This window comes from Citrobacter sp. RHBSTW-00887 (assembly GCF_013728095.1).
GTDB lineage: Bacteria > Pseudomonadota > Gammaproteobacteria > Enterobacterales > Enterobacteriaceae > Citrobacter > Citrobacter braakii.
Genome location: NZ_CP056267.1, coordinates 4,362,668 through 4,387,922, shown reverse-complemented (window position 1 = coordinate 4,387,922; position 25,255 = coordinate 4,362,668). Strand labels below are relative to the sequence as shown.

At 53.5% G+C, this 25,255-nt stretch carries 22 protein-coding genes; 16 read left to right on the top strand and 6 right to left on the bottom strand.

The features are described 5' to 3' along the window. Nucleotides 1-143: 143 nt before the first annotated feature. On the bottom strand, nucleotides 144-1,799 hold the full coding sequence (gene sgrR, locus HV314_RS20985) for an HTH-type transcriptional regulator SgrR (protein ID WP_016155682.1): 1,656 nt from the start codon (nucleotides 1,797-1,799) through the stop codon (nucleotides 144-146). Between the two features lie 99 nt (nucleotides 1,800-1,898). Between sgrR and sgrT the strand changes: the two genes are divergently transcribed. Together sgrT and HV314_RS20975 are read left to right on the top strand one after the other, a co-directional pair. Further along, nucleotides 1,899-2,021 (top strand): glucose uptake inhibitor SgrT, encoded by a 123-nt coding sequence (sgrT, locus tag HV314_RS20980; RefSeq protein WP_016151681.1) that lies wholly within the window; start codon nucleotides 1,899-1,901, stop codon nucleotides 2,019-2,021. A gap of 115 nt (nucleotides 2,022-2,136) precedes the next feature. Beyond that, nucleotides 2,137-3,315 (top strand): sugar efflux transporter, encoded by a 1,179-nt coding sequence (locus tag HV314_RS20975; RefSeq protein WP_016155683.1) that lies wholly within the window; start codon nucleotides 2,137-2,139, stop codon nucleotides 3,313-3,315. A 49-nt stretch (nucleotides 3,316-3,364) separates the two neighbouring features. On the opposite strand, the gene leuD is transcribed toward HV314_RS20975, so the two are convergent. The 5 genes from leuD to leuL form a co-directional block, all read right to left on the bottom strand. Next, a complete protein-coding gene (gene leuD / locus HV314_RS20970; protein ID WP_137380759.1) occupies nucleotides 3,365-3,970 on the bottom strand; it encodes a 3-isopropylmalate dehydratase small subunit in 606 nt (201 codons plus the stop codon). 10 nt (nucleotides 3,971-3,980) lie between these two features. Continuing rightward, nucleotides 3,981-5,381, bottom strand: a complete 1,401-nt coding sequence (gene leuC / locus HV314_RS20965) for a 3-isopropylmalate dehydratase large subunit (RefSeq protein WP_016155685.1) — start codon at nucleotides 5,379-5,381, stop codon at nucleotides 3,981-3,983. Between the two features lie 2 nt (nucleotides 5,382-5,383). Beyond that, on the bottom strand, nucleotides 5,384-6,475 hold the full coding sequence (leuB, locus tag HV314_RS20960) for a 3-isopropylmalate dehydrogenase (protein WP_016155686.1): 1,092 nt from the start codon (nucleotides 6,473-6,475) through the stop codon (nucleotides 5,384-5,386). Next, nucleotides 6,475-8,046: a 2-isopropylmalate synthase gene (gene leuA, locus HV314_RS20955; RefSeq protein ID WP_016151686.1), complete on the bottom strand. Its 1,572-nt coding sequence runs from the start codon at nucleotides 8,044-8,046 to the stop codon at nucleotides 6,475-6,477. Before leuA ends, leuB begins: the two co-directional genes overlap by 1 nt. 90 nt (nucleotides 8,047-8,136) lie before the next feature. Next, nucleotides 8,137-8,223, bottom strand: coding sequence for a leu operon leader peptide (gene leuL / locus HV314_RS27670; RefSeq protein WP_049269161.1), 87 nt, complete (start codon nucleotides 8,221-8,223; stop codon nucleotides 8,137-8,139). Between the two features lie 654 nt (nucleotides 8,224-8,877). Between leuL and leuO the strand changes: the two genes are divergently transcribed. From leuO to murG, 14 genes are all read left to right on the top strand, one after another. Next, the gene (gene leuO / locus HV314_RS20945; protein WP_016151687.1) at nucleotides 8,878-9,825 is read left to right on the top strand and encodes a transcriptional regulator LeuO; all 948 of its coding nucleotides are present in this window, start codon (nucleotides 8,878-8,880) and stop codon (nucleotides 9,823-9,825) included. 318 nt (nucleotides 9,826-10,143) lie between these two features. After that, nucleotides 10,144-11,868 carry an acetolactate synthase 3 large subunit gene (ilvI, locus tag HV314_RS20940; RefSeq protein ID WP_181546613.1) on the top strand — a complete coding sequence of 575 codons (1,725 nt, stop codon included), beginning with the start codon at nucleotides 10,144-10,146 and terminating at the stop codon, nucleotides 11,866-11,868. Nucleotides 11,869-11,870: 2 nt separating this feature from the next. Next, entirely contained in the window at nucleotides 11,871-12,362 is a 492-nt protein-coding gene (gene ilvN / locus HV314_RS20935) for an acetolactate synthase small subunit (RefSeq protein WP_003829566.1), read from the top strand. A 175-nt stretch (nucleotides 12,363-12,537) separates the two neighbouring features. Further along, nucleotides 12,538-13,542 (top strand): catabolite repressor/activator, encoded by a 1,005-nt coding sequence (cra, locus tag HV314_RS20930; protein ID WP_181546611.1) that lies wholly within the window; start codon nucleotides 12,538-12,540, stop codon nucleotides 13,540-13,542. 613 nt (nucleotides 13,543-14,155) lie between these two features. Beyond that, complete coding sequence (mraZ, locus tag HV314_RS20925; RefSeq protein WP_005124560.1) at nucleotides 14,156-14,614, top strand: division/cell wall cluster transcriptional repressor MraZ; 459 nt, start codon at nucleotides 14,156-14,158, stop codon at nucleotides 14,612-14,614. 1 nt (nucleotide 14,615) lies between these two features. Further along, nucleotides 14,616-15,557, top strand: coding sequence for a 16S rRNA (cytosine(1402)-N(4))-methyltransferase RsmH (gene rsmH, locus HV314_RS20920; RefSeq protein WP_016151690.1), 942 nt, complete (start codon nucleotides 14,616-14,618; stop codon nucleotides 15,555-15,557). Continuing rightward, on the top strand, nucleotides 15,554-15,919 hold the full coding sequence (ftsL, locus tag HV314_RS20915) for a cell division protein FtsL (protein WP_006686695.1): 366 nt from the start codon (nucleotides 15,554-15,556) through the stop codon (nucleotides 15,917-15,919). Before rsmH ends, ftsL begins: the two co-directional genes overlap by 4 nt. A 15-nt stretch (nucleotides 15,920-15,934) precedes the next feature. Continuing rightward, nucleotides 15,935-17,701 (top strand): peptidoglycan glycosyltransferase FtsI, encoded by a 1,767-nt coding sequence (gene ftsI, locus HV314_RS20910; RefSeq protein ID WP_016151691.1) that lies wholly within the window; start codon nucleotides 15,935-15,937, stop codon nucleotides 17,699-17,701. After that, the gene (gene murE / locus HV314_RS20905; protein ID WP_181546609.1) at nucleotides 17,688-19,175 is read left to right on the top strand and encodes a UDP-N-acetylmuramoyl-L-alanyl-D-glutamate--2,6-diaminopimelate ligase; all 1,488 of its coding nucleotides are present in this window, start codon (nucleotides 17,688-17,690) and stop codon (nucleotides 19,173-19,175) included. The genes ftsI and murE overlap by 14 nt, the downstream gene beginning before the upstream one ends. Continuing rightward, nucleotides 19,172-20,530: a UDP-N-acetylmuramoyl-tripeptide--D-alanyl-D-alanine ligase gene (gene murF, locus HV314_RS20900; RefSeq protein WP_181546607.1), complete on the top strand. Its 1,359-nt coding sequence runs from the start codon at nucleotides 19,172-19,174 to the stop codon at nucleotides 20,528-20,530. The genes murE and murF overlap by 4 nt, the downstream gene beginning before the upstream one ends. Further along, on the top strand, nucleotides 20,524-21,606 hold the full coding sequence (mraY, locus tag HV314_RS20895) for a phospho-N-acetylmuramoyl-pentapeptide-transferase (RefSeq protein WP_016151694.1): 1,083 nt from the start codon (nucleotides 20,524-20,526) through the stop codon (nucleotides 21,604-21,606). The genes murF and mraY overlap by 7 nt, the downstream gene beginning before the upstream one ends. A 2-nt stretch (nucleotides 21,607-21,608) precedes the next feature. Beyond that, the gene (gene murD, locus HV314_RS20890; RefSeq protein WP_181546298.1) at nucleotides 21,609-22,925 is read left to right on the top strand and encodes a UDP-N-acetylmuramoyl-L-alanine--D-glutamate ligase; all 1,317 of its coding nucleotides are present in this window, start codon (nucleotides 21,609-21,611) and stop codon (nucleotides 22,923-22,925) included. Beyond that, entirely contained in the window at nucleotides 22,925-24,169 is a 1,245-nt protein-coding gene (gene ftsW / locus HV314_RS20885) for a cell division protein FtsW (RefSeq protein WP_016151696.1), read from the top strand. The genes murD and ftsW overlap by 1 nt, the downstream gene beginning before the upstream one ends. Further along, nucleotides 24,166-25,233 carry an undecaprenyldiphospho-muramoylpentapeptide beta-N-acetylglucosaminyltransferase gene (murG, locus tag HV314_RS20880; RefSeq protein ID WP_019078373.1) on the top strand — a complete coding sequence of 356 codons (1,068 nt, stop codon included), beginning with the start codon at nucleotides 24,166-24,168 and terminating at the stop codon, nucleotides 25,231-25,233. The genes ftsW and murG overlap by 4 nt, the downstream gene beginning before the upstream one ends. The last annotated feature ends 22 nt before the right edge of the window (nucleotides 25,234-25,255 follow it).

The window sequence follows — 25,255 nt, the reverse complement described above, 5'->3', positions numbered from 1 at the left end:
ATAGTTATCTATGCTCCTGGGGACTCACTCGCTTGCCGCCTTGATGCAGCGTGAATGATTCTGTGTATGTTTTTATTTAGCACCCCGTTGAGAACGGCGTTAGTGTAATGATTTTGTTGCTATGCGGCAATCAAGAGCCGGATCTAAGGATCCGGTGGTGCAAACCACGCTGATTTAAAATCAAACCAGCCGAGGGTATTCATGCGTAACCCGCGCATACTGCGCTGTCCCTGAATGATCAGCCAGTGGTGGATTAATGGCACAATGGCCTTTGTGGCGAGCAGTTGTTGGCACCATGCCGCCAGGCTCATTTCGCCGGTTCGCCAGCGGGCCGCATCGTTTTCCCAGTCCCGCGAGATACAGTTTTGCAGCAACGGGACTTCGCACAAATGGGCGAACAGCGAGAAATCCAGCGGTAGGGTAAAGTTGGCGCTGTTGAGCCAGATATCGCTGACGATTTCACCCGCATGCCATTGATCGTAGTCGATCTCCTGAATATTTAACTGTACCTGATGCTCTGCCAGCAACGTCTTCATGATCTGCGCGATAATCCGATGTTCGATGTGATCGCGATAGTAGGTGATCGTCAGCGTTTCCAGTCCGGCGGGTTTTTCACCATGGCCGGGTTTGGCATGGTGCCAGCGGGGGAGCAAACCGTAGGCGGGAAACCACAGTCGCTGGAACTGTTCGTCGGCGTGGCAGATGAGATGGGTTGGTGAAAGAACGCGGCTAACCCAATCGCGAACCTCCTGATTAGCGCCACGGTGGGTGCGCGCATCAAACAGCAGGTAGTAGCATCCTTCCTCGAGGCGGCTTTCGATCGCCTTTTCATCCTCGGTGGGGCCTTTTAGCGTCAACCCACCGCCAGGCTCTTCACCGATATCGGGTAATACCCAAACGTTAACTTCGTCGATCAGCGCCCGGTAGCCAAAGTAATCATCAAATGCATGAATTTTCAGCTGGTTATTGGTATTGCGCATCACCGCATAGGGACCAGTGCCAATTGGGTGGCTGGAGAAGTTGCTGAGCGTCTCCCATTCTCGCGGCAGGATCATGGCGGGGACTTGCCCCAATAGCCAGGGAAGCCAGCGGTCGGGTTGGGCGAGATGGATATCCAGCGTCCAGGCCGTGGGAGAAACGATCTGCGTGATGTGCGAGTACAGCGGCAGGGCGTTAATGCGCATCAGCGAGGTGATGACATCTTCCATTTCCAGTTCGCGGCCATGATGAAAATGAATCCCCGGACGCAGGAAGAATCGCCAGTGTAAAGGTGAAATCTGCTGCCAGTGATGGGCGATGTCCGCTTCCAGTTCCCCATTTTCCTCATTTACCCGAATTAAGGCGCTGAAGATTTGCCGGGCGATATGAGTTTCTGAACGGCGTAGCGCCGTACCGGGAAGCAGGTTGTGCATGGGACGATAATAGAGAACGCGCATGATGTGCCGCCCCTGGCGAAAACTGCGCCCCAGGTGAGAAACCAGCATCTGTCGTACGGCCGTTTTGTCACCGACCAACTGCACCAGTTGATCGATGCGATCCTGTTCCAGCAGGTCTTCTGCCCGCTGCTGCTGGAGTGCCAGCCCGGTATAGAGGAAAGTCAGGCGCGAGCGTTTACCTCGCCCTACTTCGGCTTCCCACGTTAACCAGCCGCGTTCTTGCATGGTATTGAGCAGGGTACGCATATGGCGGCGCGAACAACTCAGCAGCTCCGCCAGCTCGTTCAGCGTCGTGTCTTGCGTTTTGCCGTCACAGCATTGCCACAGACGGATGAACTGTTGTTGCAGACGACCAGAAGACATAAAAGGGGAACTCCTGCGAAAAACTCAGCAATTTTATTATCCCTATATTAAGCCAATAATAGATTCCGATGAAGCGATGAGACAACGAAGGGGTCATCTATGCGTCAGTTCTGGTTGAAATACTTTACCGCGACAGAAAAATCGTCCTGGTTGGCTTGCCTGAGCGCACCGCAGCGCTTAAAGATGCTCGAAGAACTGATGCAGTGGGAGGTGACAGCCTGACTCCTGAATTGGGAATTGCAGACATCATGTGTGACTGAGTATTGGTGTTAATCGCCGCGCCAGCAGATAATCACTGCTGGCTTTTTTTGTTTCTGCTGCGCTAAAAGGAACTGTAATGCTCTGGATTATGACCATGGGACGGCGCCTCAACGGCGTTTACGCGGCATTTATGCTGGTCGCTTTTATGATGGGCGTAGCAGGTGCATTGCAGGCACCCACGCTGAGCTTGTTCCTGAGCCGTGAAGTCGGGGCGCAGCCGTTTTGGGTCGGGCTGTTTTATACCGTCAATGCGATTGTCGGGATTGTTGTCAGCCTTGCCCTCGCGAAACGATCCGACAGCCAGGGCGACAGGCGCAAGCTGATCATGTTCTGCTGTCTGATGGCAATCGGAAACGCGCTGCTGTTTGCGTTTAATCGCCACTATCTTACGCTTATCACCTGCGGTGTGCTGCTGGCCTCGCTGGCGAATACCGCCATGCCGCAGCTGTTTGCGCTGGCGCGGGAATACGCTGATAACTCCGCGCGTGAAGTGGTGATGTTTAGCTCGGTGATGCGTGCGCAGCTTTCGCTGGCCTGGGTAATTGGACCGCCGCTGGCCTTCATGCTGGCGCTGAATTACGGCTTTACGGCGATGTTTTCCATTGCCGCAGGGATTTTCGCCATTAGCCTGGTGCTGATTGCGCTGATACTGCCGTCAGTCACGCGGGTGGAGCAACCTGTTGACGTACCGCTGGAACAGACCGGCGGTTGGCAGGACAAAAATGTGCGCATGTTGTTTATTGCCTCCACGCTGATGTGGACATGCAATACCATGTACATCATCGATATGCCGCTGTGGATAAGCCTTGAGCTGGGGTTACCGGACAAGCTGGCCGGTATCCTGATGGGGACGGCGGCTGGGCTGGAAATTCCGGCGATGATCCTGGCGGGCTACTATGTGAAGCGCTTTGGTAAACGGCGAATGATGATCGCGGCCGTCGCGGCGGGCGTACTGTTTTATCTTGGTTTGATCTTCTTTCACAGCCGCACGGCGCTGCTGGTGCTGCAACTATTTAATGCAGTATTTATCGGTATCATCGCCGGGATAGGAATGCTGTGGTTTCAGGATCTTATGCCAGGGCGTGCGGGGTCAGCGACCACATTATTTACCAACAGTATTTCAACGGGGGTCATTCTCGCGGGAGTGATTCAGGGGGCTGTTGCGCAAAGCTACGGTCACTTTGCCGTCTATTGGGTGATTGCGGCGATTTCTGTGGTCACGCTGGTGATGACCGGGCGGGTAAAGGACGTTTGATTTTTGTAGTGCCGGATGGCAGCTTACGCCTTATCCGGCACCACAAGGACTAGCGCATAAACGCTGGCTGCTTGTCTTCGTACTCGGTGATGGCCGCTTCATGCTGCAGCGTCAGCCCGATGCTGTCCAGACCGTTCAGCATGCAGTGGCGGCGGAAGTCGTCGATTTTAAAGCTGTAGGACTTATCGCCCGCTTTCACCACCTGCGCTTCCAGATCCACTTCAAATTTAATGCCCGGATTGGCTTTCACCAGGGCGAAGATTTCATCTACCTGCGCGTCGCTCAAGGTCACCGGCAGCAGTTGGTTATTGAAGCTGTTGCCGTAGAAGATGTCAGCGAAGCTTGGCGCGATCACTACTTTAAAGCCGTAATCGGTCAGCGCCCATGGCGCATGTTCACGGGAAGAGCCGCAGCCAAAGTTTTCCCGCGCCAGCAGAATTGACGCGCCTTTATATTCCGGGAAGTTCAGTACGAACTCTGGGTTAGGCTGTTGCCCTTTTTCATCCAGAAAACGCCAGTCGTTAAACAGATGAGCGCCAAAACCGGTGCGCGTAACCTTCTGCAAAAACTGTTTGGGAATAATCGCGTCGGTATCCACGTTGGCGGCATCCAGTGGGACAACCAGGCCGGTATGTTGGGTAAATTTCTCTGCCATGGTAGTTTCCTTATTTGATGCTGCGAATGTCGGCAAAATGACCGGTAACGGCGGCAGCGGCGGCCATGGCCGGGCTGACTAAATGCGTGCGACCACCGCGGCCCTGGCGGCCTTCAAAGTTACGGTTGCTGGTGGATGCACAGCGCTCGCCTGGGTTCAGGCGGTCATTGTTCATGGCCAGACACATGGAACAGCCCGGTAAACGCCATTCAAACCCGGCTTCGATGAAGATCTTGTCCAGACCTTCCGCTTCAGCCTGCGCTTTCACCGGACCAGAACCCGGCACAACCAGCGCCTGTACGCCTGGCGCAACTTTGCGTCCTTTGGCGATTTGGGCCGCAGCGCGTAAATCTTCAATACGCGAGTTGGTACAGGAACCGATAAACACTTTATCAATAGCCACTTCTGTTAACGGAATACCCGGTTTCAGCCCCATATATGCCAGCGCTTTTTCAGCCGATGCGCGCTCAACGGGATCGGAAAATGACGCCGGGTCGGGAATATTATCGTTCACCGAGATGACCTGACCCGGGTTCGTACCCCAAGTGACCTGCGGTGCGATCTCTTCTGCCTGCAGGGTAACGACGGTATCAAACGTCGCGTTGTCGTCGGTTTTCAGCGTTTTCCAGTACGCAACCGCGTTGGTAAAATCCTCACCCTTCGGTGCGTGTAAACGCCCCTGCACATAGTTAAAGGTGGTTTCATCCGGTGCGACCAGACCCGCTTTGGCGCCCATTTCAATGGCCATGTTGCACAGGGTCATACGGCCTTCCATGCTCAGCGCACGGATGGCTTCGCCACAAAATTCAACGACGTGCCCGGTACCGCCTGCACTACCGGTTTTACCGATAATCGCCAGCACGATATCTTTGGCGGTAATGCCAGGTGCTGCCGTGCCGTTAACTTCAATCTTCATGGTTTTGGCACGCCCCTGTTTCAGGGTCTGCGTCGCCAGAACGTGTTCAACTTCAGAGGTGCCAATACCAAAGGCCAGCGCGCCAAACGCGCCGTGTGTGGCGGTGTGGGAGTCGCCGCAAACGATGGTCATACCCGGCAACGTTACGCCTTGCTCAGGCCCCATCACGTGAACGATCCCCTGGTACGGGTGGTTCAGGTCGTACAGTTCGACGCCAAACTCATTGCAGTTTTTGATCAATTCCTGCATCTGAATGCGCGCCATTTCGCCGGAAGCGTTAATGTCTTTGGTTTGCGTGGAGACGTTATGGTCCATGGTGGCAAAGGTTTTACCCGGCTGGCGCACCTGACGGCCATGCGCACGCAGGCCATCAAACGCCTGCGGAGAGGTCACTTCATGCACCAGATGTCTGTCGATATACAACAGCGGGGTTTCGTTTTGCGCTTCGTAGACGACGTGCGCATCGAACAATTTTTCGTATAACGTTTTGGCCATGATTACACCCCTTCTGCGACGTAACGGGCAATAATGTCACCCATTTCATCGGTACCGACTGCGGCAGCGCCACGGGCTAAGTCACCGGTGCGAATGCCTTCTTCTAATGCGCGGTTGATGGCGCTCTCAATTGCGGTTGCCGCATCATTGGCATCCAGGCTGTAGCGCAGCAGCAGCGCCAGCGAAAGGATTTGGGCGATAGGGTTAGCAATGTTTTTCCCGGCGATATCCGGAGCGGACCCGCCAGCGGGCTCGTACAGACCAAAGCCCTGCTCATTCAGGCTGGCGGACGGTAACATCCCCATTGATCCGGTAATCATGGCGCATTCGTCAGACAGAATGTCGCCAAACAAGTTGGAGCACAGCAGCACGTCGAACTGGGATGGATCTTTGATCAACTGCATCGTCGCGTTGTCGATGTACATATGCGCCAGCTCAACATCCGGATATTCATTAGCAATTTCATTGACGATTTGGCGCCACAGAATAGACGTTTGCAGTACGTTGGCTTTATCAATCGACGTGACTTTGCGGCGACGCTGGCGAGCAGATTCAAACGCGATACGTGCGATACGCTCGATCTCGAAACGGTGATAAACCTCGGTATCAAAGGCTTTTTCATGTTGTCCGCTGCCTTCGCGGCCTTTTGGCTGACCGAAGTAGATACCGCCAGTCAGTTCGCGCACGCACAGGATGTCGAAACCGTTCGCGGCAATATCTGCGCGCAGAGGGCAAAATGCTTCCAGACCCTGGTACAGCTTAGCCGGGCGCAGGTTGCTGAATAATTTGAAGTGTTTACGCAACGGCAGCAGCGCGCCGCGTTCAGGCTGCTGGTTTGGTGGCAGATTTTCCCATTTCGGGCCGCCAACGGAGCCAAACAGAATGGCGTCGGCTTGCTCACAGCCTTCAACCGTCGCAGGCGGCAGCGGCTGACCATGGTTATCGATAGCGGCACCCCCCACGTCGTAGTGGCTGGTGGTAATGCGCATGTTAAAACGGTTGCGGATTGCGTCCAGTACCTTCAGGGCTTGCGCCATCACTTCCGGGCCAATACCGTCGCCCGGCAAAACAGCAATATGATAATTCTTCGACATCACACGGTTTCCTTGTTGTTCTCGTTGTTCTGAGCTTTGCGTTGCAATTCTTTTTCGACTTCTTCGGCGCGCCAAATGTTGTTCAGCACATGAACCATCGCTTTCGCGGACGATTCGACGATATCTGTTGCCAGACCGACGCCGTGGAAGCGGCGACCGTTATAATTAGCAACGATATCCACCTGGCCCAGCGCATCTTTACCGTGCCCTTTGGCGGTCAGGCTGTATTTCACCAGTTCGATGTTGTACTCGGTCACACGGTTGATGGCCTGATAAATGGCATCGACCGGACCGTTACCGTTCGCCGCTTCGGCTTTGACTTCTTCACCGCAGGCCAGCTTGACGGAGGCGGTGGCGATGTCATTTGAGCCGGACTGCACGCTGAAGTAATCCAGACGGAAATGCTCCGGCTCTTCCTGCTGTTTATTAATAAAGGCCAGCGCTTCCAGGTCGTAATCAAATACCTGACCTTTTTTATCCGCCAGCTTCAGGAATGCGTCGTACAGGTTGTCCAGGTTGTATTCGTTCTCTTTATATCCCATCTCGTCCATACGGTGTTTCACTGCGGCGCGTCCGGAACGGGAAGTCAGGTTCAACTGCACCTGGTTCAGACCGATGGATTCAGGCGTCATGATTTCGTAGTTTTCACGATTTTTCAGTACGCCGTCCTGATGGATGCCAGAGGAGTGGGCAAAGGCGCCGCTACCGACAATGGCTTTGTTGGCCGGAATGGGCATGTTGCAGATTTGGCTGACTAACTGACTGGTACGCCAGATTTCCTGGTGATTAATGCGGGTCTGTACGTTCAGGATATCTTTGCGCACTTTGATCGCCATGATCACTTCTTCCAGTGAGCAGTTACCGGCGCGTTCGCCGATACCGTTCATCGCGCCTTCCACCTGGCGAGCACCGGCGTGGACGGCCGCCAACGCGTTGCCAACGCCCAGACCTAAATCATCATGGGTGTGCACGGAGATGATGGCTTTATCGATATTCGGTACGCGTTCATACAGACCAGAAATGATTGCTCCGAATTCGAAAGGCATGGTGTAGCCAACGGTATCGGGGATATTGATGGTTTTGGCACCCGCATTAATCGCGGCTTCGACCACGCGGGCCAGATCGGCAATAGGGGTACGGCCAGCATCCTCGCATGAGAACTCCACGTCATCCGTATAATTACGCGCACGCTTCACCATGTAGACTGCTCGCTCGATCACTTCATCCAACGTGCTACGTAATTTCGTCGCGATATGCATCGGCGAGGTGGCGATGAACGTATGAATACGGAAGGCCTCTGCGACCTTCAGAGATTCTGCGGCAACGTCGATATCTTTTTCTACGCAGCGGGCTAAGGCGCAAACGCGGCTGTTCTTAACCTGACGAGCGATGGTTTGTACGGACTCAAAGTCACCCGGTGAAGAGACCGGAAAACCGACCTCCATCACGTCAACGCCCATACGCTCGAGGGCCAGCGCAATCTGCAGTTTTTCTTTCACACTCAGGCTCGCCTGTAACGCCTGTTCACCGTCACGTAAGGTGGTATCGAAAATAATGACTTGCTGGCTCATGGTTTAGGTCCTTGGTCTTTAGGGCGCCTTGCTTCGAGCATAAAAAAACCCGCGCAACGGCGCGGGTTTTTTGTCTTAACTGGAGCTGACTTAATGCTGAATGTCGTCCACCAGTCTACCGCGCAATGAGAATGCGTTTAGTAGTAGTAGACCGATAAAACGAGCAATGTAAGTCATCAATCAAGCTCCAGGCGAATGCGATATGCTTTTAGTGGTACTGGATATGAAGACTGATGTCAACCCCATTCCCTGCAAATGCTCCCGTTAAGGGGGAAAGTTTCTGATAAACTTAAGCGAATTGTGCTGAATTTCTCAGGGTATATAAAATTAATCATCTGATCGTTGAACATATTTTTCACGGTTTGACATATTTAAGCATATTTATTTGCATTTATGGTAACGAAGAACTAAAGATAACGCCTCATTTGGGATTTCATATCTTTATGATTTATCAGCTTTTATATTCATTCTGAATGGATGAAACCAATGTGTTACCCAATAATTGATAAATTAATGTTAACTTTTAATGTGTTAATAATAGAAATGTTTAATTAAAACTTAAATACGTACTCACTGTGCGTATGATTGTGTATTCGCCACGCTTATGGTTATATTGTTTTCGAAATTTAAACATATGAATCATCGCGCAGTGACATCTGCCGCACTACGCTTGTGGTGTTCTTTTGTACATTTAGATTTGTGCCTTTATGTTTTCCTAATTTTAATGTTTTTCCTTTTTCTTATTTTATATGCATGGTAAATCATATTAACGGAGATTATTTCTGCACTCCGTCTGGGAAAAGGGAGTTTAGAGTGACAGTGGAGTTAAATATGCCAGAAGTAAAAATAATAGATAAATCTAATCTCATAGAGATGGGGAAGCCACAGCTTCGCATGGTTGATCTTAATTTATTAACTGTTTTTGATGCGGTGATGCAGGAACAAAATATTACGCGTGCTGCACATACGCTGGGGATGTCGCAACCCGCTGTCAGTAATGCGGTCGCACGCCTGAAAGTCATGTTTAACGATGAGCTTTTTGTTCGTTATGGCCGTGGAATCCAGCCGACAGCAAGAGCCTTCCAGCTGTTTGGCTCCGTTCGTCAGGCATTGCAATTAGTGCAGAATGAACTGCCTGGTTCCGGCTTTGAACCTACCAGCAGCGAGCGTGTATTCAATCTTTGCGTATGCAGTCCATTGGATAATATTCTTACTTCGTTGATTTATAATCGAGTTGAACAAGTCGCGCCGAACATTAATGTCGTTTTTAAATCTTCACTAAATCTAAATACCGAGCACCAATTACGTTATCAGGAAACTGAGTTTGTTATTAGCTATGAAGAATTCCGTCGTCCGGAATTTACCAGTGTTCCGTTATTCAATGACGAAATGGTGTTAGTGGCAAGCAAAAAACATCCGCGCATTAGTGGCCCATTGCTGGAAAGCAATCTCTATCATGAACAGCATGCCGTGGTTTCGCTCGATCGCTTCGCCTCATTCAGCCAGCCGTGGTATGACACACCGGATAAACAATCCTGCGTGGCTTATCAGGGAATGGCATTAATCAGCGTGCTTAATATTGTGTCGCAAACGCACCTGGTCTCTATTGCGCCGCGTTGGTTGGCGGAAGAGTTCGCCGATTCTTTAGAACTGCAGATATTGCCTTTACCTTTAAAATTGAATAGCCGCACATGTTATCTTTCCTGGCATGAGGCTGCGGGGCGCGATAAAGGACATCAATGGATGGAAGAACTGTTGGTCTCCGTCTGTAAGAAGTAGCCGCTGGCAGAATAAATCGGGGAATACATCTGGTTTATTCTGCTTTTGTCTTTATATCTAAAATTTTGTGCTGAACTCGACTTTTTACGTATGTCCGAAAGTGTAAAAAAATAGACTAATTGCTGTAAGTCCCCCTTTTTAAGCGATTATTTATCATATCAATTGCTTATGCTGGTTTAATTCTCCATTTATTCAATTCTTACCTCCGTTTTATTCTTATTTACTCCAGTGCCACCCCTTCGGAGTCAATTGCCATGCGTCATCGTCAGCGGTTAATGTGTTGTTAAACCGTAATTCATTATAAGAGTGAGGCAAGCCATGGAGATGTTGTCTGGAGCCGAGATGGTCGTCCGATCGCTTATCGATCAGGGTGTGAAGCAGGTATTCGGTTATCCCGGGGGGGCCGTCCTCGATATTTATGATGCATTGCATACGGTCGGCGGTATTGATCATGTGTTAGTCCGTCATGAGCAAGCCGCGGTACATATGGCTGATGGCCTGGCGCGTGCCACAGGAGAAGTGGGCGTCGTTTTGGTCACTTCCGGACCAGGAGCAACCAATGCGATCACCGGGATTGCAACGGCATATATGGATTCCATTCCGTTGGTGATCCTCTCCGGCCAGGTCGCCACCTCCCTGATTGGCTACGATGCCTTCCAGGAGTGCGACATGGTGGGTATATCCCGCCCGGTGGTAAAACACAGTTTTCTGGTTAAACAAACGGAAGATATCCCGCAGGTGCTGAAAAAAGCCTTCTGGCTGGCGGCAAGCGGTCGTCCGGGGCCGGTGGTGGTGGATTTGCCGAAAGATATTCTGAATCCGGCGAAAAAACTGCCTTATAGCTGGCCGGACTCGGTGAGTATGCGTTCGTATAACCCGACAACGACCGGGCACAAAGGACAGATAAAACGTGCTTTGCAGACGCTGGTAGCGGCGAAGAAACCGGTTGTCTATGTTGGTGGTGGCGCGGTGAATGCCGCCTGTCACGAACAACTGGGGCAAATTGCCGAAGCACTTAATCTGCCGGTTGTCTCCTCGCTGATGGGGTTAGGCGCGTTTCCGGCCACGCATCGCCAGGCGCTGGGAATGTTGGGCATGCATGGTACTTACGAAGCGAATATGACCATGCATCATTCTGATGTGATCTTTGCCGTCGGCGTTCGTTTTGACGATCGAACGACCAATAACCTGGCAAAATATTGCCCGAATGCGACCGTGCTGCATATCGACATCGATCCGACCTCAATTTCAAAAACCGTCACTGCGGATATTCCGATTGTGGGCGATGCTCGCCTGGTGCTGGATCAGATGCTTGAACTGCTGCCGCAGGAGAAATCGCAGCAGCCGCTGGATGATAACCGTGACTGGTGGCAACAGATCGAACACTGGCGCGCTCGTCAGTGCCTGAAATACGACACGCAAAGTGAAAGTATTAAACCGCAGGCGGTGATTGAAACCATCTGGCGTCTGACGAAAGGGGATGCATACGTGACCTCTGACGTTGGTCAGCATCAAATGTTTGCCGCACTTTACTATCCGTTCGATAAACCACGCCGCTGGATTAACTCAGGCGGCCTCGGCACCATGGGATTCGGTTTACCCGCGGCGTTAGGGGTGAAAATGGCGCTGCCGGATGAAACAGTGGTGTGCGTTACCGGGGATGGCAGCATTCAGATGAACATCCAGGAACTGTCGACGGCGCTGCAATATGAGCTACCGGTACTGGTGCTCAACCTTAACAACCGCTATCTCGGCATGGTCAAACAGTGGCAGGACATGATTTACTCCGGGCGTCACTCCCAGTCTTACATGCAGTCGCTACCTGATTTTGTGCGCCTTGCTGAAGCTTATGGGCATATCGGTATCCAGATTAATGATCCAGGCGAACTGGAGAGCAAGCTGGGCGAAGCGCTGGAACATGTGCGTAATCATCGCCTGGTGTTTGTTGATGTCACCGTCGACGGCAGTGAGCATGTCTACCCGATGCAGATTCGTGGGGGCGGGATGGACGAAATGTGGTTAAGTAAAACGGAGAGGACCTGATTATGCGCCGGATATTATCAGTATTGCTGGAAAACGAGTCGGGTGCATTGTCACGTGTGATTGGCCTCTTCGCCCAGCGCGGATACAACATTGAAAGCCTGACCGTCGCGCCGACTGACGACCCGACCTTATCGCGGATGACGATTCAAACGGTAGGGGATGAGAAAGTCCTGGAGCAGATCGAAAAGCAGCTACACAAACTGGTGGATGTTCTGCGCGTCAGCGAACTGGGGCAGGGCGCCCACGTTGAACGAGAAATCATGCTGGTGAAAATCCAGGCCAGCGGCTATGGCCGGGAAGAGGTGAAACGCAACACGGAGATATTCCGTGGGCAAATCATCGATGTTACGCCGTCGATCTACACCGTACAGCTGGCGGGCACCAGCGATAAGCTGGATGCGTTTCTGGCAACGCTACGGGAAGTCGCCAAAATCGTGGAAGTTGCCCGTTCCGGCGTGGTGGGGCTTTCCCGCGGCGATAAAATTATGCGCTAACGCTTACCTGACCTACGCGAGATGCATTGGCTACTGGTTGCTTTTTTTTGCGAAATCAGCAGTAACCAGAGACAAAAGCGGTTGCCGCAGTCATTATTCTGCGCTTAGATGTTAAGAAGTTTAACCCATGCCATCTCAAAGGTTATGGTTTGTACATTTTACGCAAGGGGCAATTGTGAAACTGGATGAAATCGCTCGGTTGGCCGGCGTTTCGCGAACGACTGCAAGCTACGTTATTAACGGCAAAGCAAAGCAATACCGCGTAAGCGACAAAACGGTTGAAAAAGTCATGGCGGTGGTGCGTGAGCATAATTACCACCCGAATGCCGTGGCGGCCGGGCTGCGTGCTGGACGCACACGTTCTATCGGGCTGGTGATCCCGGATCTCGAGAACACGAGCTATACCCGGATCGCAAACTATCTGGAGCGCCAGGCGCGTCAGCGCGGATATCAACTACTGATTGCCTGCTCTGAAGATCAGCCTGATAACGAAATGCGCTGTATTGAGCATCTTTTACAACGTCAGGTTGATGCCATTATCGTTTCGACTTCCTTGCCGCCTGAACATCCGTTTTATCAGCGCTGGGCGAACAGTTCATTCCCGATTGTGGCGCTGGATCGCGCGCTGGATCGTGAACATTTCACCAGCGTGGTGGGCGCAGACCAGGATGATGCGCAGATGCTGGCGGAGGAGTTACGTAAATTCCCTGCTGAAACCGTGCTCTATCTGGGGGCGCTTCCTGAATTGTCCGTCAGTTTCCTGCGCGAACAGGGTTTCCGTACCGCGTGGAAGGACGATCCGCGTGAAGTGCATTTTCTCTATGCCAACAGCTATGAGCGGGAGGCGGCCGCGCAGTTATTTGATAAATGGCTGGAAATGCATCCAATGCCTCAGGCGCTGTTTACCACGTCGTTTGCCCTGTTGCAGGGGGTGATGGATGTGACCCTGCGCCGCGACGGGCAGTTACCGTCTGATTTAGCGATTGCGACTTTTGGCGACCACGAGCTGCTCGACTTCCTGCAGTGCCCGGTTCTGGCGGTGGCGCAGCGCCATCGAGATGTCGCGGAACGCGTGCTGGAGATTGTGTTGGCAAGCCTGGATGAGCCGCGTAAACCCAAACCAGGTTTAACGCGTATACGGCGTAATCTGTACCGTCGCGGTATTCTAAGCCGTAACTAAGTTGCCTCAATTGATGATGTCGGCGGATAAGCCTCTGACATCATCAATTATCCCGTTCTCGGAAATAACCGCATTATAATTAAGAATATTCTTTAGAATTATCTGAAATTGATTCTTCTATTATGCCGAATTAAAAATGCAACTATCCATTTTTGGGTAATTGAGACGTAACGATGCGTTACGGTTGTATTATTTTGTTACAAGCATGTAGGGATTTGCCGAATTAACAAACACTTTACTGGTGTGTTGCGACAATCTCGCCCTTATCTCGCTCCTGTGCGGCGTACAGACTGATTAACTGGTACTGTTATCTCGCTGCATATTGTCCTAAAATGCCGCTCGCGTCGCAAACTGACACTTTATATTTTTCTTTTGATGATATTCAGTTGTTTTAAACAATCATGAGTTGTTGGATTTTTTTCTTACAAATATTCATGACGTTAATTTGCTTCGTTTGCTGTACGGAATTTGTTCAACGCTGATATTAGCCGTAAACAATGGGTTTTTTGCTCCGCTAAGCGCCGTGACTTGCTTGACAAGGTTTTCCTCCGCTCCGTAAACTCCTTTAAGTGGGAATTTGTGGGATAAAGTGGTAATCGGGGGTGAGGCTGGCATGTTCCGGGGAGCAACGTTAGTTAATCTCGACAGTAAAGGGCGCTTATCTGTGCCTACCCGTTATCGGGATCAACTGCTCGAGAGCGCTACCGGTCAAATGGTTTGCACCATTGACATCCATCACCCGTGCCTGCTGCTGTACCCCCTGCCTGAATGGGAAATTATCGAGCAGAAGTTATCGCGTCTGTCGAGCATGAATCCAGTTGAGCGTCGCGTACAGCGCCTGTTGTTGGGTCATGCTAGCGAATGTCAGATGGATAGCGCTGGCCGATTATTGATAGCGCCCATTCTGCGGCAACACGCAGGGCTAACGAAAGAAGTGATGCTGGTTGGGCAGTTCAATAAGTTTGAGCTGTGGGATGAAACGACCTGGTATCAACAGGTCAAGGAAGATATCGACGCTGAGCAGTCTGTTACCGGCGCGCTGTCGGAACGATTGCAGGATTTGTCTCTATAAAATGATGGAAAATTATAAACATACAACGGTGTTGCTGGATGAAGCCGTAAACGGCCTGAATATTCGTCCAGACGGCATCTACATTGACGGGACATTTGGTCGCGGTGGTCACTCACGTCTGATCCTCTCGCAACTTGGCGAAGAGGGGCGTTTACTGGCCATCGATCGCGATCCGCAGGCGATTGCCGTTGCAAAGACGATTACCGATCCCCGTTTTTCCATCGTCCATGGTCCTTTTTCTGCGCTGGCTGATTATGTCGCCGAGCGCGGACTTACCGGTAAGATCGACGGGATTCTTCTTGATCTTGGGGTGTCTTCTCCACAGCTTGATGATGCTGAGCGCGGATTCTCATTTATGCGTGACGGTCCGTTAGATATGCGTATGGACCCTACACGCGGTCAGTCAGCGGCCGAATGGCTGCAAACCGCCGATGAAGCAGACATTGCCTGGGTGATTAAAACCTTTGGCGAAGAGCGCTTCGGCAAACGTATTGCTCGCGCCATCGTAGAGCGCAACCGCATCGAACCGATGACCCGCACTAAAGAGCTGGCGGAAGTGATTGCGGCGGCAATGCCGGTGAAAGACAAATTCAAACATCCCGCGACCCGTACCTTCCAGGCGGTGCGCATTTGGGTGAACAGTGAACTGGAGGAGATAGAGCAGGCGCTAAAAAGCTCGCTCAGCGTGCTGGCACCAGGTGGTCGCCTTTCGGTAATCAGTTTCCATTCGCTTGAAGATCGCATTGTGAAACGCTTTATGCGCGAACAAAGCCGTGGTCCTCAGGTTCCGGCTGGAATACCGATGACCGAAGCGCAGATCAAAAAGCTGGGCGGCCGTGAGTTAAGAGCACTAGGCAAGATGATGCCGGGTGAAGAAGAGGTAGCTGAAAATCCTCGTGCCCGTAGTTCAGTTCTGCGTATTGCAGAGAGGACGAACGCATGATCAGCAGAGTGACAGAAGCCCTCAGCAAAGTTAAAGGATCGATAGGAAGCAACGAGCGCCATGCCTTGCCTGGCGTGATCGGTGACGATCTTTTGCGGTATGGGAAGCTGCCACTCTGCCTGTTCATTTGCATTATTTTGACGGCGGTTACCGTCGTGACAACAGCACACCATACGCGGTTACTGACCGCGCAGCGTGAGCAGCTGGTTCTGGAGCGAGATGCGTTGGATATCGAATGGCGCAACTTGATCCTTGAGGAGAACGCGCTCGGCGACCATAGCCGTGTTGAACGGATCGCAACGGAAAAGCTGCAAATGCAGCATGTTGATCCCTCACAAGAAAATATCGTAGTACAAAAATAAGGATAAACGCGACGCATGAAAGCAGCGGCAAAAACGCACAAGCCAAAACGCCAGGAAGAACAAGCCAACTTTATCAGTTGGCGTTTTGCGTTACTGTGCGGCTGTATTTTGCTGGCACTGGGTTTTCTGCTGGGGCGCGTTGCCTGGCTGCAAATCATCGCGCCGGACATGCTGGTGCGTCAGGGCGACATGCGCTCTCTGCGCGTACAGGAAGTGTCCACATCGCGCGGGATGATTACCGACCGTTCAGGTCGTCCGCTGGCGGTGAGCGTTCCGGTTAAGGCGATTTGGGCCGACCCCAAAGAGGTGCATGACGCAGGCGGCGTAAGCGTTGGTGAACGCTGGAGAGCGCTGTCGACCGCGCTGAATCTCCCGCTCGATCAACTGGCTTCCCGCATTAACGCCAACCCGAAAGGGCGCTTTATCTATCTGGCGCGTCAGGTAAACCCTGACATGGCTGACTACATCAAAAAACTGAAGCTGCCAGGCATTCACCTGCGCGAAGAATCCCGCCGTTACTATCCTTCCGGAGAAGTGACCGCTCACCTTATCGGCTTTACTAACGTCGACAGCCAGGGGATTGAAGGCGTTGAGAAGAGCTTCGACAAATGGCTCACCGGGCAACCGGGCGAACGTATTGTACGTAAAGACCGTTATGGCCGCGTCATTGAGGATATTTCCTCTACCGACAGCCAGGCGGCGCATAACCTTGCGCTAAGTATCGATGAGCGTTTACAGGCGCTGGTCTACCGCGAACTGAATAACGCCGTGGCGTTTAACAAGGCGGAGTCAGGAAGTGCGGTACTGGTGGATGTGAACACCGGTGAAGTGCTGGCGATGGCCAACAGCCCGTCCTACAACCCGAACAATCTCACCGGTACGCCGAAGGATGCGATGCGTAACCGTACGATTACCGACGTGTTTGAACCGGGTTCCACCGTCAAACCGATGGTGGTGATGACGGCGCTGCAGCGTGGCGTGGTTCGCGAAAATACCGTACTTAACACTATCCCTTACCGAATTAATGGCCACGAAATTAAAGACGTGGCGCGTTATAGCGAATTGACCCTCACCGGGGTTTTGCAGAAGTCGAGTAACGTCGGTGTTTCCAAGCTGGCGTTAGCGATGCCGTCCTCAGCGTTAGTAGACACTTACTCACGTTTTGGGCTGGGAAAAGCGACCAATTTGGGGTTGGTCGGAGAACGCAGTGGCTTATATCCTCAAAAACAACGGTGGTCTGACATAGAGAGGGCCACCTTCTCTTTCGGCTATGGGCTAATGGTAACGCCGTTACAGTTAGCGCGAGTCTATGCAACGATCGGCAGCTATGGCGTTTATCGGCCACTGTCGATCACCAAAGTTGACCCTCCTGTTCCGGGCGAGCGTATCTTCCCGGAATCAACCGTGCGTACCGTAGTGCACATGATGGAAAGCGTGGCGCTGCCCGGCGGCGGCGGCGTGAAGGCGGCGATTAAAGGCTATCGTATCGCCATTAAAACCGGTACGGCGAAGAAAGTAGGGCCGGATGGCCGCTACATCAACAAATACATTGCTTATACCGCAGGCGTTGCGCCTGCGAGTCAGCCGCGCTTCGCGCTGGTTGTTGTTATCAACGATCCGCAGGCGGGTAAATACTACGGTGGCGCCGTTTCCGCGCCGGTCTTTGGTGCCATCATGGGCGGCGTACTGCGCACCATGAACATCGAACCGGATGCGCTGACAACGGGCGATAAAAATGAATTTGTGAATAATCAAGGCGAGGCAACAGGTGGCAGATCGTAATTTGCGCGACCTTCTTGCTCCATGGGTGCCGGGTGCACCGGAGCGAGCACTGCGGGAGATGACGCTCGACAGCCGTATGGCTGCATCGGGCGATCTCTTTGTCGCAGTATTGGGTCATCAGGCGGACGGGCGTCGGTATATCCCGCAGGCGATAGCGCAAGGTGTGGCTGCCATTATTGCAGAAGCAAAAGATGAAGCTACTGACGGTGAAATCCGTGAAATGCACGGCGTTCCAGTTATCTATCTCAGTCAGCTTAACGAACGTTTATCTGCACTGGCGGGCCGCTTTTACCACGAGCCTTCTGAAAAAATGCGACTGGTCGGCGTGACCGGGACCAACGGTAAAACCACCACCACCCAATTGCTGGCACAGTGGAGCCAACTGCTTGGCGAAACCAGCGCGGTGATGGGAACAGTCGGCAATGGCCTGCTGGGCAAAGTGATCCCGACGGAAAATACCACCGGTTCAGCCGTTGATGTCCAGCATGTGCTGGCAGGGCTGGTTGCACAAGGCGCAACGGTTGGCGCGATGGAAGTGTCTTCACACGGTCTGGTTCAGCATCGCGTGGCGGCGCTGAAGTTTGCCGCATCAGTATTTACTAACTTAAGCCGTGACCATCTTGATTACCACGGCGACATGGAACATTACGAAGCCGCGAAATGGCTGCTGTATTCCACGCACCATTGCGGCCTGGCCATCGTTAATGCGGATGATGAAGTCGGTCGTCGCTGGTTGGCCAAACTTCCGGATGCGGTTGCCGTATCGATGGAAGACCACATCAACCCGAACTGTCACGGTCGTTGGTTAAAGGCGATTGACGTGAATTATCACGACAGCGGGGCAACAATTCGTTTTACCTCCTCATGGGGTGACGGCGAAATTGAAAGTCGCCTGATGGGCGCGTTTAACGTCAGCAATCTGCTGTTGGCGCTGGCAACGCTGCTGGCGTTGGGATATCCGTTAGCTGATTTACTGAAAACGGCGACACAATTACAGCCAGTTTGTGGGCGCATGGAAGTGTTCAGCGCGCCGGGTAAAACCACCGTTGTGGTTGATTATGCCCATACGCCAGATGCGCTGGAAAAAGCGCTGCAGGCGGCACGTCTGCACTGTACTGGCAAACTGTGGTGCGTCTTTGGCTGCGGCGGCGATCGCGACAAAGGTAAACGTCCGTTGATGGGCGCGATTGCCGAGCAGTTTGCTGATGTTGTCGTGGTGACCGATGACAACCCGCGTACCGAAGAGCCGCGCGCCATTATTAACGACATTCTGGCGGGTATGCTGGATGCCGGACAGGTGAAAGTGATGGAAGGTCGCGCAGAGGCTGTGACAAACGCCATTATGCAGGCGAAAGAAAACGACGTGGTGCTGGTGGCCGGGAAAGGTCACGAAGACTACCAGATCGTTGGCTCGCAGCGCCTCGACTATTCTGACCGCGTCACGGCAGCGCGTCTGCTGGGAGTAATCGCATGATTAGCGTAACGCTCAGCCAACTGGCGGAGATCCTCCGTGGCGAACTGAAAGGAGCCGATCTGACTCTTGATGCGGTGACAACCGATACGCGTAAAGTTACGCCGGGCTGCCTGTTTGTCGCGCTGAAAGGCGAACGCTTTGATGCCCACGATTTTGCAGACAAGGCGCAAGAGAGCGGGGCGGGTGCGCTGCTGGTCAGCCGTCCGTTGGACACCAACCTGCCGCAGCTGATTGTTAAAGATACACGTCTGGCGTTTGGTGAACTGGCGGCATGGGTACGCGCTCAGGTTCCGGCGCGCGTTATCGCGCTGACCGGCTCTTCCGGTAAAACGTCTGTCAAAGAGATGACCGCATCCATTCTGAGTCAGTGTGGCAACACCTTATATACCGCGGGCAACCTGAATAACGACATCGGCGTACCGATGACGCTGTTGCGCTTAAACAACGATTACGACTATGCCGTGATTGAGCTTGGCGCTAATCATCAGGGCGAAATCGCCTGGACCGTTGGCCTGACGCGTCCGGAAGCGGCGCTGGTGAACAACCTGGCAGCCGCGCATCTGGAAGGCTTTGGTTCACTGGCGGGCGTTGCGAAGGCAAAAGGTGAGATTTTTACCGGCCTGCCAGCGAACGGAATCGCCATTATGAATGCCGACAATAACGACTGGCTGAACTGGCAGAGCATTATCGGCGATCGCAAAGTCTGGCGCTTCTCCCCGAATGCGGCCAACAGCGACTTTTCGGCGGCCAATGTTCATGTGACTTCACACGGCACAGAGTTTTCTCTGCAAACGCCAACCGGAAGCATTGATGTTCTGCTGCCGCTGCCGGGTCGTCACAACATTGCTAACGCCCTGGCGGCGGCTGCGCTCTCTATGGCGGTAGGCGCGACGCACGAAGCGATTAAAGCGGGTCTGAAGGAGCTGCAAGCGGTACCGGGGCGTCTGTTCCCGATTCAACTGGCAGAAAATCAGCTACTGCTGGATGACTCCTATAACGCAAATGTCGGGTCAATGACCGCAGCGGTAAACGTGCTGTCCGAAATGCCGGGCTACCGCGTGCTGGTCGTTGGCGATATGGCAGAGCTTGGCGCGGAAAGCGAAGCATGCCACGTGCAGGTGGGTGACGCTGCGAAGGCTGCAGGTATCGACCGTGTGCTGAGTACAGGGAAACTGAGTCAGGCAATTAGCCATGCCAGCGGTGTGGGTGAGCATTTTGCGGATAAAACCGCGTTGACCGCGCATCTTAAGGCGCTGATTGCAGAACATCAGATTATGACGATTTTAGTGAAGGGTTCACGTAGTGCCGCCATGGAAGAGGTAGTACGCGCATTACAGGAGAATGGGACATGTTAGTTTGGCTGGCCGAACATTTGGTCAAATATTATTCCGGCTTTAACGTCTTTTCCTATCTGACGTTTCGCGCCATCGTCAGCCTGCTGACCGCGCTGTTCATCTCTTTGTGGATGGGCCCGCGCATGATCGCCCGCTTGCAAAAAATGTCCTTTGGACAGGTCGTGCGTAACGACGGTCCGGAATCACACTTCAGTAAACGCGGTACGCCGACTATGGGCGGGATTATGATCCTCACCGCGATTGTTATCTCCGTACTGCTGTGGGCATACCCGTCGAACCCGTACGTATGGTGCGTGCTGGTGGTATTGGTCGGTTACGGCATTATCGGTTTTGTCGATGACTACCGCAAAGTGGTACGCAAAGACACCAAGGGCCTGATCGCGCGCTGGAAATACTTCTGGATGTCGGTGATTGCGCTGGGCGTGGCCTTTGCCCTGTATCTGGCTGGTAAAGATACCCCGGCCACTGAGCTGGTGGTGCCGTTCTTTAAAGACGTGATGCCGCAGTTGGGGCTGTTCTACGTGCTGCTGGCGTACTTCGTGATTGTGGGTACTGGCAACGCGGTCAACCTCACCGATGGTCTGGATGGTCTGGCGATTATGCCGACCGTCTTTGTGGCCGCAGGTTTTGCGTTGGTAGCGTGGGCGACCGGTAACATGAACTTCGCCAACTATCTACATATTCCCTATTTACGTCATGCCGGCGAATTGGTGATCGTTTGTACGGCAATTGTTGGCGCGGGTTTAGGCTTCTTGTGGTTTAACACTTATCCGGCGCAGGTCTTTATGGGCGACGTCGGATCGCTGGCGCTTGGCGGCGCGCTGGGCATTATTGCCGTGCTCCTGCGTCAGGAGTTCCTGCTGGTGATCATGGGCGGTGTATTCGTCGTAGAAACACTGTCGGTCATTTTGCAGGTTGGCTCCTTTAAGCTGCGCGGACAGCGCATCTTCCGTATGGCGCCGATCCACCATCACTATGAACTGAAAGGCTGGCCGGAACCGCGCGTAATTGTACGCTTCTGGATTATTTCGCTGATGCTGGTGCTGATTGGCCTGGCAACGCTGAAGGTACGTTAATCATGGCTGATTACCAGGGTAAAAAAGTCGTCATTATCGGTCTGGGTTTGACCGGGCTGTCCTGCGTGGATTTCTTCCTGGCGCGTGGCGTGACGCCGCGCGTAATGGATACACGCGCGACGCCGCCGGGCCTGGACAAATTACCGGAAGCGGTTGAGCGTCATGTTGGCAGTCTGAATGATGACTGGCTGCTGGCCGCTGATCTTATTGTCGCCAGCCCTGGTATTGCCCTGGCGCATCCTTCGTTGAGCGCCGCCGCCGATGCGGGAATTGAAATTGTCGGCGACATTGAGCTGTTCTGTCGTGAAGCACAGGCACCGATCGTCGCGATCACCGGTTCCAACGGGAAAAGCACAGTCACTACGCTGGTAGGTGAGATGGCGAAAGCGGCCGGTGTGAACGTGGGGGTTGGCGGTAATATTGGCCTGCCCGCGCTGATGCTGCTGGATGACGAACGTGAGCTGTATGTTCTGGAACTGTCGAGCTTCCAACTGGAAACGACCTCCAGCTTACAAGCCGTAGCCGCTACCATTTTGAATGTCACCGAAGACCATATGGACAGATATCCGTTTGGCTTGCAGCAGTACCGTGCGGCCAAACTGCGCGTCTATGAAAACGCGAAAGTGTGTGTGGTCAACGCTGATGATGCGCTGACCATGCCGGTTCGCGGGGCGGATGAGCGTTGCGTGAGCTTTGGCATCAACATGGGTGACTATCACCTGAACCGTCAGCAGGGCGAAACCTGGCTGCGAGTGAAGGGTGAAAAAGTTCTTAACGTGAAAGAGATGACGCTTTCCGGTCAGCATAACTATACCAACGCCCTGGCTGCGCTGGCGCTGGCGGATGCTGCGGGTCTGCCGCGGGCGTCGAGCCTTAAAGCACTGACCACGTTTACCGGTCTGGCGCACCGTTTCCAGACTGTGCTTGAGCACAACGGCGTGCGCTGGATTAACGATTCTAAAGCCACCAACGTCGGCAGCACTGAAGCCGCGCTGAATGGCCTGCACGTTGACGGTACGTTGCACCTGTTGCTGGGGGGAGACGGGAAATCCGCTGACTTTACGCCGCTGCAACGATACCTGACCGGCGACAACATTCGTCTGTATTGCTTTGGTCGCGATGGCGCGCAGCTTGCCGCTCTGCGACCTGACGTTACGGAACAAACTGAAACCATGGAGCAGGCAATGCGTCTGCTCGCACCGCACGTGAAGACGGGCGATATGGTGCTGCTGTCGCCCGCCTGCGCCAGCCTTGACCAGTTCAAGAACTTTGAGCAACGCGGTGACGTCTTTACCCGCCTGGCGAAGGAGTTGGGTTGATGCGCTTATCTCTCCCTCGTCTGAGAATGCCGCGCTTACCGGGACTGGGTATCCTGGCGTGGGTCTTCGCGGCACTTAAAGGCTGGGTGATGGCTTCGCGTGATAAAGACGCGGACAGCCTGATCATGTATGACCGCATGCTGCTGTGGTTGACCTTTGGTCTGGCAGCGATCGGTTTTGTGATGGTGACATCGGCATCGATGCCCGTAGGGCAACGCCTGGCGGGCGATCCTTTCCTGTTTGCTAAGCGTGACGCACTGTACATCTTCCTCGCCTTCTGTCTGGCGATGGTGACGCTGCGTCTGCCGATGGAGTTCTGGCAAAAGTACAGTACGACGATGCTGATAGCCTCGATCATCATGCTGCTGATTGTGCTGGTGGTGGGTAGCTCCGTTAACGGGGCGTCGCGCTGGATTGCGCTGGGGCCGCTGCGTATTCAGCCTGCGGAATTTACCAAGCTGTCGCTGTTCTGTTACCTCGCCAACTACCTGGTGCGTAAAGTTGATGAAGTGCGTAACAACCTGCGCGGTTTCTTAAAACCGATGGGCGTAATTCTGGTGCTGGCTATTTTACTGCTGGCACAGCCTGACCTTGGTACGGTGGTGGTGCTGTTCGTCACTACCCTGGCGATGCTGTTTCTCGCCGGAGCGAAACTGTGGCAGTTCATCGCCATCATCGGCATGGGGATTTCGGCGGTCGTGCTGCTGATCCTTGCCGAACCGTATCGTATTCGCCGCGTAACCTCCTTCTGGAACCCATGGGAAGATCCGTTCGGCAGTGGCTACCAGCTGACGCAATCCCTGATGGCCTTTGGTCGCGGTGAGGTTTGGGGGCAGGGCTTAGGTAATTCAGTCCAAAAACTGGAGTATTTACCAGAAGCGCACACCGACTTCATCTTCGCCATCATTGGGGAAGAGCTGGGTTATATCGGTGTGGTATTGGCACTTTTAATGGTATTCTTCGTCGCTTTTCGCGCGATGTCGATTGGCCGTAAGGCGTTGGAAATTGACCACCGTTTTTCAGGCTTTTTAGCCTGCTCAATCGGGATCTGGTTTAGCTTCCAGGCACTGGTAAACGTCGGTGCGGCGGCGGGTATGCTGCCAACCAAAGGTCTGACGCTGCCGCTGATCAGTTATGGTGGTTCAAGTTTGTTGATTATGTCGACGGCCATCATGTTTTTGTTACGTATTGATTATGAAACGCGTCTGGAAAAAGCCCAGGCGTTTACACGAGGTGCACGATGAGTGGTCAACCGAAGCGGTTAATGGTGATGGCAGGCGGTACCGGCGGGCATGTGTTCCCGGGGCTGGCGGTCGCGCACCATTTAATGGCCCAGGGCTGGCAGGTTCGTTGGCTGGGCACCGCCGATCGTATGGAAGCGGACTTAGTGCCGAAACACGGCATTGAAATTGACTTTATTCGTATCTCCGGTTTGCGTGGTAAAGGCGTCAATGCGCTGCTTGCCGCACCTGTGCGTATTTTTAATGCCTGGCGTCAGGCGCGCGCCATCATGAAGCAGTTTAAACCCGATGTGGTGCTGGGTATGGGCGGCTACGTGTCTGGCCCTGGCGGTCTGGCGGCCTGGTCATTAGGTATTCCGGTTGTACTGCATGAGCAGAACGGCATTGCGGGATTAACTAACAAATGGCTGGCGAAGATTGCCACTACGGTGATGCAGGCTTTTCCTGGTGCTTTCCCGAATGCGGAAGTGGTAGGTAACCCGGTGCGCACTGACGTGCTGGCGCTGCCGTTGCCAAAAGTGCGTCTGGCCGGGCGTGAAGGTCCGGTTCGTGTATTGGTCGTCGGGGGATCTCAGGGCGCACGCGTACTGAACCAGACGATGCCGCAGGTTGCCGCAAAGCTTGGCGGCGCGGTGACTATCTGGCATCAGAGCGGCAAAGGCGCGCAGCAGACCGTTGAACAGGCGTATGCCGACGCGGGACAACCGCAGCACAAGGTCACTGAGTTTATTGATGATATGGCAGCGGCCTACGCGTGGGCTGATGTCGTGGTTTGTCGCTCAGGCGCGCTGACGGTGAGCGAAATTGCCGCCGCAGGTTTGCCTGCGCTGTTTGTGCCGTTCCAGCACAAAGACAGACAGCAGTATTGGAATGCGCTGCCGCTGGAGAAAGCGGGCGCCGCCAAAATTCTGGAGCAGCCGCAGTTTACTGTGGATGCCGTCGCCAGCACCCTTGCCGGGTGGTCGCGAGAAACGTTATTAACCATGGCAGAACGTGCGCGCGCCGCATCCATACCGGATGCCACAGAGCGCGTTGCAAATGAAGTGAGCCGGGCTGCCCGGGCGTAATTGTGGTGATGCCTTTTGCATC

Coding starts and splice junctions, on each gene's coding strand:
- leuA (WP_016151686.1), bottom strand. CDS start 8,046: ATGAGCCAGCAAGTCATTATTTTCGATACCACCTTACGTGACGGTGAA.
- leuC (WP_016155685.1), bottom strand. CDS start 5,381: ATGGCCAAAACGTTATACGAAAAATTGTTCGATGCGCACGTCGTCTAC.
- leuD (WP_137380759.1), bottom strand. CDS start 3,970: ATGGCAGAGAAATTTACCCAACATACCGGCCTGGTTGTCCCACTGGAT.
- ftsI (WP_016151691.1), top strand. CDS start 15,935: ATGAAAGCAGCGGCAAAAACGCACAAGCCAAAACGCCAGGAAGAACAA.
- murG (WP_019078373.1), top strand. CDS start 24,166: ATGAGTGGTCAACCGAAGCGGTTAATGGTGATGGCAGGCGGTACCGGC.
- leuB (WP_016155686.1), bottom strand. CDS start 6,475: ATGTCGAAGAATTATCATATTGCTGTTTTGCCGGGCGACGGTATTGGC.
- ilvI (WP_181546613.1), top strand. CDS start 10,144: ATGGAGATGTTGTCTGGAGCCGAGATGGTCGTCCGATCGCTTATCGAT.
- mraZ (WP_005124560.1), top strand. CDS start 14,156: ATGTTCCGGGGAGCAACGTTAGTTAATCTCGACAGTAAAGGGCGCTTA.
- ilvN (WP_003829566.1), top strand. CDS start 11,871: ATGCGCCGGATATTATCAGTATTGCTGGAAAACGAGTCGGGTGCATTG.
- sgrT (WP_016151681.1), top strand. CDS start 1,899: ATGCGTCAGTTCTGGTTGAAATACTTTACCGCGACAGAAAAATCGTCC.
- leuL (WP_049269161.1), bottom strand. CDS start 8,223: ATGACTTACATTGCTCGTTTTATCGGTCTACTACTACTAAACGCATTC.
- leuO (WP_016151687.1), top strand. CDS start 8,878: ATGCCAGAAGTAAAAATAATAGATAAATCTAATCTCATAGAGATGGGG.
- rsmH (WP_016151690.1), top strand. CDS start 14,616: ATGATGGAAAATTATAAACATACAACGGTGTTGCTGGATGAAGCCGTA.
- HV314_RS20975 (WP_016155683.1), top strand. CDS start 2,137: ATGCTCTGGATTATGACCATGGGACGGCGCCTCAACGGCGTTTACGCG.
- ftsW (WP_016151696.1), top strand. CDS start 22,925: ATGCGCTTATCTCTCCCTCGTCTGAGAATGCCGCGCTTACCGGGACTG.
- murF (WP_181546607.1), top strand. CDS start 19,172: ATGATTAGCGTAACGCTCAGCCAACTGGCGGAGATCCTCCGTGGCGAA.
- sgrR (WP_016155682.1), bottom strand. CDS start 1,799: ATGTCTTCTGGTCGTCTGCAACAACAGTTCATCCGTCTGTGGCAATGC.
- mraY (WP_016151694.1), top strand. CDS start 20,524: ATGTTAGTTTGGCTGGCCGAACATTTGGTCAAATATTATTCCGGCTTT.
- murD (WP_181546298.1), top strand. CDS start 21,609: ATGGCTGATTACCAGGGTAAAAAAGTCGTCATTATCGGTCTGGGTTTG.
- ftsL (WP_006686695.1), top strand. CDS start 15,554: ATGATCAGCAGAGTGACAGAAGCCCTCAGCAAAGTTAAAGGATCGATA.